The sequence below is a fragment of the Fretibacterium sp. genome, assembly GCF_057312375.1.
This window is the reverse complement of sequence record NZ_DBHLDX010000083.1, coordinates 1-6,781: the sequence shown is the minus strand read 5'-3', so window position 1 is coordinate 6,781 and position 6,781 is coordinate 1. Positions and strand designations below refer to the sequence as shown.

General features: G+C 67.7%; 4 protein-coding genes. All 4 read right to left on the bottom strand.

What is annotated here, in order from left to right; all coding sequences use genetic code 11:
* Positions 1–86 precede the first annotated feature (86 nt).
* Entirely contained in the window at positions 87–2,225 is a 2,139-nt protein-coding gene (locus tag ACO41U_RS09510; RefSeq protein WP_485943477.1) for an AMP-binding protein, read from the bottom strand.
* Positions 2,222–4,786, bottom strand: a complete 2,565-nt coding sequence (locus tag ACO41U_RS09505; protein WP_485943475.1) for a PEP/pyruvate-binding domain-containing protein — start codon at positions 4,784–4,786, stop codon at positions 2,222–2,224. The genes ACO41U_RS09510 and ACO41U_RS09505 overlap by 4 nt, the downstream gene beginning before the upstream one ends.
* 13 nt (positions 4,787–4,799) lie before the next feature.
* Positions 4,800–5,657, bottom strand: coding sequence for a phosphatase PAP2 family protein (locus ACO41U_RS09500; protein WP_485943473.1), 858 nt, complete (start codon positions 5,655–5,657; stop codon positions 4,800–4,802).
* A partial coding sequence (locus tag ACO41U_RS09495) for a 1-acyl-sn-glycerol-3-phosphate acyltransferase (RefSeq protein ID WP_485943471.1) occupies positions 5,623–6,781 on the bottom strand: 1,159 nt, incomplete at its 5' end. The genes ACO41U_RS09495 and ACO41U_RS09500, both read right to left, overlap by 35 nt.

Genomic DNA, 6,781 nt, shown 5'->3' with positions numbered 1-6,781 from the left:
AAGCCCCGTTCAGGGGAGCGCGCCAAAGACCGGAAAAAAACGAAGCTGGAAAGGATTTCGACTTGCCGAACGTCAGCGCCGACACCTCACTCCGCCGTCTCCGATGCAAGGCGGTCCAGGGCCGGATAGTCCGTCTTGCCGGAGCCCAACAGCGGCAGCTTCACCCCCGACAGGAGCTTCTTCGGAATGGCCACCTCCGCGTAGCCGGCGGCCTTCAGGTGTGCCGTCATTTCCTCCCGGGACGCGTCCTTCTTCTCCGTCACCAGGATGATCCGCTCGCCCTTTCGCTCGTCCCGGACGACGGCCATGGCGCAGCGGACGCCGGGCCACAGGCGCTCCATCTCCTCCTCCAGCGCGGTCAGGGACACCATCTCCCCGCCGATCTTGGCGAAGCGCTTGGCCCGCCCCCGGATGCTCAAAAAGCCCAGCTCGTCCAGGCGGACGATGTCCCCCGTGTCGTACCACCCGTCCTCCACCGGCTGCAGCACACCGGGCCGCTCCGAGCGGAGGTAGCCCATCATCACGTTGGGCCCCCGCAGGAAGAGCCGCCCGACGCCCTCCAGGCCGACCACGGGTTCGAGCCGCGCCTCAAGCCCCGGCAGCACCCGGCCCACCGTACCCGCGCTGCACTGCAGGGCCGTGTTCAGCGACACGACGGAGGTCTCCGTGGTGCCATACCCCTCCAGGACGCGGATGCCGAACTTCTCGCTCCACATCCGGGACGTCCGTTCCCGCAGCTTCTCCGCCCCTTCGAAGACGTAACGCACGCTGTAGAAGTCGTAGGGGCTGGCGCTGCGGGCATAGCCGTAGAGGAAGGTATCCGTACCGAAGAGGACGGTGGCGTTGATGTCGTAGGCCACCAGGGGGATGGCCCGGTAGCTGAGGGGCGACGGGAAGTAGAAGGTGTACATCCCGCTGAGCAGGGGCATGATGGTGCCCACCACGAAGCCGAACACGTGGAACATGGGCATGGCGTTCAGCACCACGTCGCTGGGACGGAAGTCCACGGAGGACATGAGCTGGTCCCGGTTGGCGACAATGTTCCGATGGCTCAGGGCCACGCCCTTGGGCGTTCCCTCCGATCCGGAGGTGAAGAGCACCACCGCCTCATCGTCCGGCCCGCCAGCGGTCTCCGGCGTGGTGAAGCGCGCCTGGAACCAGGCCGTCAACTTCGCCCTCAACCCCAGGGCCCGAGCCTCATCCTCCAGCCACAGAAACCTCAGCCCCGCGGATTCCATGGCCTCCACCAGGGCACCGAGCTTCCCCGCCTCCACGAAACGCCGTGAGCTGATCACCGTCCGGATCTCCGCCGTCCGGCAGCAGGCCAGGGCGTTCTGCGCGCCGACGGTGCAGTTCAGCATGGCCGGCGTGTGTCCCAGCCGGGACAGCCCCAGGGCCAGGGCCGCCGTGGGCACGCTGCTGGGCATCAAGAGCCCCGCCCGCTCCCCGGGGTTGAAGCGCCCGCCGAACAGGTTTCCCAGGGCCAGAGCCGCCCTCACCATCCCGTCGTAGGTCACGGGCTTCCGGCCGATGTCCGCTGCGATGACCCGCCGCCGGCCATAGAGCCGCCGGGCGTCCAGCAAGGCGCCGAACAACGTCCGCCCGCTGTCCCGCACCTGCCACGCCGCGTCCCGAAGCAGGTCCTGGAGGAACGTCTGAGCCATGGCGCGCCGCCGCCGACCCTTCACCTCCGGCGGGATATCCAGCTTTCGGGGCGGCAGGAAGGTCAGGGTGATCTTCGGGAACCAACGCACCGGGAACCTGCCCCGCAGGTAGGACGCCCGGGAGAGCTGGGCCCCCTCGATGCGCAGGGGCAGCAGCACGGCTCCCGTCTTGTCGGCCAGCATGGCCGCGCCGTCGAAGGCCCTCATCTGGCTGCCGGTAGTGGTGATACGCCCCTCGGGGAAGATGACGCAATGCTGGTCGCGCTTCAGCTCCTCGATGAGGCCCTTCAGGCCAAAGGGGTTCGTGGGGTCCACGGACCAGGTGCGGAACAAGGCCAGAAAGGGCCGCACCCACCGCCACCGGGCCACAAGGCTGTTGATGGCAAACACGGGCTCGTCGGGAATGAAGAGCGCCACCAGGGCCGGGTCCAGCAGCGAGACGTGGTTGGGCATGATGACGGCCCGGGGCCCCGCCACGCGGTAGTTCTCCATGCCGCGGACCTCCACGCGGAACAAAAGCCTCAGGATAAGACGTCCTGCAGCGCATATGAGTTTTTTCACCTGGCAACCTCCTTGACATCCGACGTCGGGGTCCTCATCGCTAACCCCTCGGCCCCGAACGGTTTGACCTCGGAGAGCCGCAGGACCTGCCCTCGGGTCCCGTCCACGCGGACCCTGTCCCCGTCCCTCAGAACGCCGAGCACCCCGCGCACGGACATGACGGCCGGAATGCCCATCTCCCGCGCCGTCACAGCCCCGTGGGACAGGGGGCCGCCGCTCTCCGTCACCAAGGCGCAGGCCGCGTGGAAGAGCGGCGTCCAGGCCGGGTTCGTCGTGCGGGCCACCAACACCGCCCCGGGGGGGAACGACGCGAAGTCGTCCGACGAGCGGACGATGAAAACCGGACCCTCCGCCATGCCCGGACTGCCCGCAAGGCCGTTCAGCTCCCCCGCTCCGTCCCCGGGCCCCTGCTCCTCCCCATCCGGTCCCAGCGTCCACCTGGGGGCGCGCTTCCGGTTCGCCTCGTAGGCCGCCTTGTTCTCACCGACCTCCCGCTTCAGCGCCTCCCACGGGGTCGCCCCCGACACACAGGCGTCCATCGTGGCCCTTCGGGCGAAGAAGATATCCCCGGGGTCCGCCAGCACCCCCTGCGCGGTCAGCGCACGCCCCAGTGCGAAAAGGCCACGGCGGATCAGCAGGTGCAGCCGCGTAGTCTCATAGTGCTCCTCGTCGTCCAGCTCCGTGTAGAGCCGCACCAGCCGGATAATCTCGCGAAAGAGGAGGTGCAGGTCCTCCGGGACCAGCGCGAAGAGACGGTCCTCCGCCTCGGAGGCCGTCGCCCGGACCTGCATGCCGTCGCACTCCTCCGGGGATGCGGCCATCAGCCTCAGGTCGTCCAGCACCACCCAGGGCGCCCCCGACCAGGTCGGGATGTAGGGATCAAACTCCACCTCCCGGTGGCCGTGGTCCTCCAGAAAGCGCCGGAAGGCCTCCGCAAAGGCCGGCCAGGCCTCCAGTTTTCCGGACTCCAGGAGCTCCCGGGAATCCATCCCCCGCACCAGGTGCAGGAGCTCCCCGTCCGCGCGGATCCGGTCCGCCAGGCGCTGGAGGTCCCGGTTGACCAGGCCGGTCTTCGTCTCGCAGCAAGCGGTAATGCGGTCGAAGAGCTCCATGGCCTCCTCCGGCGCGAAGAGCTTCAGAAAACACAGCAGGGAGCGGTAGAGGATGGACTGCGTGATGGAGATGGCGATGTTGGGACGGAAGTACTCGCCGCCGGCCGCGCAGATGCGGGAGACGTAATCCCACAGCTCCGCCGGGTCCGTGCCCAGGGGTTCCGCACCCAGAGCGCCCAGACGCAGGAGATAGCGGTCGAGGCCACGGCGCCATTCCGCGGGCAGAAACAGCGCCCAGCGATGCTCCTCCACGAACCTCCCGATCCCCGCCCTCAGTTCCTCCGCGCTCCTGGGCATGAAGGGCAGGCGCCCCAGGTAGAACCGGACGGCGTTCTGGTTGCCGTAGACGTAGTTGTCGAACAGGGCAAACCACTTGCCCTCTAGGGGCGGAAACCCCATCATTTTGAAGGAGTGGTCCAGGGACTGGTGAAACCCCTCCTCGATCAGGTCCCAGGACATGGGGGTCATGGCACTGGGGTAGCGCTCCGCCGACTCGTCCCGCGTCCACAGGGGCGCAATGCTGGTGACGGGCCGGGACTGAAGCAGAAAGAGCTCTTTCCCCTCGAAGCCCCACTCGATATCCTGCGGGAAGTTGTAGAAGGACTCGACCTTCAGCATCAGGTCCCCCAGCGCGGCGATCTGCCCCTCGCCCAGGGAGGGCTGGTCCGCCTCCTCCCCCGGAACCTCCACCGTCTCCGTGCCTGTCCCGCAGTCGCTGGACACGATCTTCCGGGCCTTATGCGCGATGAAGGAGGAGACGACTCGGCGGGATTTTCGGTCCACCACGAACTGGTCCACCTCGCTCTCGCCCCCGACGACGGACTCCCCAAGCCCCCAGTCCGCGTTGATGAGCATCGCATCCCGCCCAGCAATGGGATCCACGGAGAAGCCGACGCCAGCCGTGTCGCAGCGCACCATCCTCTGAACGACCACCGCCATTGCGGCCCCGCGCTGCCCGAAGCCCCTCGAGTGCCTGTACGCCACGGCCCGATCTTGCCAGAGCGAGATGAAGCAGGCGCGTATCCTGTCCAGGATCTCCTCCGCGCCGACGCAGTTCAGATAGGTGTCGTGCTGCCCGGCAAAGGCAGCTCCCGCGAGGTCCTCGAGCGTGGAGGAGGAGCGCACGGAGTACGCGCCGGGCTCCATGCCGGTCAGGGCCTCCCGCACCTCGGCGGCCAGCCCCGCCGGCAGGAGGACGCCCTTCATCCGCTCCCGCAGCGCCGCAGCGGCGGGCACAAGCCTGTCGGGACTGTCGAAGGGCAGGGCTTCCACGGCCTCCCAGGCCCCGGGGACCGACGCGAAAAACTCCGCGTATCCCTGCGGCGTAACGATAAAGCCCGGCGGGACCGGAAATCCGGCGCGAAAAAGTTTGGAGAGGCTGGAACCCTTGCCCCCGCTTCGGGGGAGCAGCTCCGCCTCGGGGTCGCTGAACTTCAGGACATAGGACATGGAAGGACCTCCCTTACCGTTCGGCACGGAGCGCCCGGGCTTCGCGGCGCTCGACGAGAAGTCCCAGCGCCGCCAGCACGAAGCCCGCCAGGACGTCCACAGCATAATGATAGCGCATGTAGATCGTGGAAAACCATATTCCGACACAGGGGATCAGGAACAGCCAGAACCGCTTCCTCTGCCACACCCAGTCCGAGAAGAGCATATAGGCGCTCACCGCGCAGTGCAGACTGGGGAACACGTCCGTGCCATTCGTCCCATAGGGGTAACAGGTGGCCAGGAAGTCCGTCATCCAGTACCCCTTCAGGGGCACGGAAAACTCCCCGGCGAAGGCGAGGTAGGGACCCAGCGCCGGGACCAGGGTGTAGCCGATGTAGCCGATTCCGTATATGGAGAACATCCCCGCGTAGAAGGTCCGGGCCAGGAGAAGATCGGAAAACAGATAATCCAGGATACAGACAGCCAGATAGACCATGAAGAGCATGTAGCAAAAGCTGAGGAACTCCGTGAGGACCGGTTGAATCATGGGCTCCAGCACGACGGAGAGGCTTCCACCGAACAGCCGGCGGTCCAGCTCCCGTAGGGAAGCGTCCTTCCTGCCCTCGTTGATGAGGGGGGACACCCAACGCATGTGGGGGAAAAGGGCGTCCATCAAGATGGGGTAGATCGCCAGGCGCAGGCGCCACCTGCAGGAGGTCTCGTGTCCCCGAGTGAGGAGGACGCCGCCCGCCATCAGCGCCGCGGACCCCATATAGACGAGCGTGTGGGGCGAGAAGGGGCCGACGGCCCACAGGAGACGAAGGAGCGTGAGCAGGATAAAGGCCCCGAAAAAACGTTCATGGATCCGTGTACTGCGCCATAACTGCATCATGCAGTGCCTCCTCGAGCGGCCTCACCCGGGACATCGTATCCCGGCGGAAGCAGAAGTTCCACAGGCGCGTCCCGGACCTCCGCATGACGTCCAGCAGCCTGCAGCCAAGAAGCGTAACGATGACGTGCGCCACCGGGGCCCAAAGGGCTCCGGCGAGGAGCAATACCCCCCACAGCAGGGGCGCAGCGACGAGGAGGACGGTCAGGCCGGCCAGAGCCTTCCAGAGCAGGACCACGTTGGGCCCATCCGGCATGTGCCGCCCGGCCCACCATCCGGCGAGGACGGCAGGTGCGTTCAGCGCCGCAGCGGCCGCGACACAGGCGCCGGACGCCAGAAACGTCAGCGCCTCGGGCACAATGCCTCGCTTCGGGAACAGCGCGGCGCCCCGCCACGTCCTGCACCCCCGGGCCGCCTCCCGGTACTGCCGCCAGAGCTCCGCGCCGGACACGAGGACATCGCGGCTCCCCACGCCGCCGCACCCGCCGCAGCGATACCGGGGCCTTTCATCCAACCCTGCAAGAAAGCGCCGGGCGCAGCTCAGCCCCCGGGCGGGAGGCAGGGGCAGCAGGGCGGACAGCGCCTCCGCTTCCTCCTGCGGCCGCTCCGACGCGAAGTCGGGGTCCAGCGTCTCGAGGGCCTCCGTCATGGCTGCGTGAATCCCGTCGACCCCGCCCTTCGCCGCGTCCTCCAGGTCCAGGGGCGGCCCGGTCAGGACCTCCGCCTCCCCGCCCCAGAGCTGCGGTGAACCGTAGCGGACCGTGACGGGGACGACCCGAATATCCGGGCGGCTTCGAAGCGCCATGGCCGCGATGAACGCCGCGCCCTTCTGAAACGGAAGGTGCGCCGGCCCCAGGGTGCTCGTCCCCTCGGGGAAGACGAAAAGGTCCCCGCCCTCCGCAAGCCGCGAGACGGCCCGGGTCAGGCCCTTGCGATTCGAGGCAGCTGCCCCATCGTCGCCTGGGCGCACCACCTCGATCCCGGAGAAGAACAGCCGGGAGATTGGGTTCTTCACCAGGTTGGCCGCGATGAGGAACTCCACCCGGCCCCGGAGCGCAATGTTGTAAACCCAGCCATCCACCGCCCCGTCCCGGTGAAAGCCAACGTAAAGGACGGGCCCGCGCTCC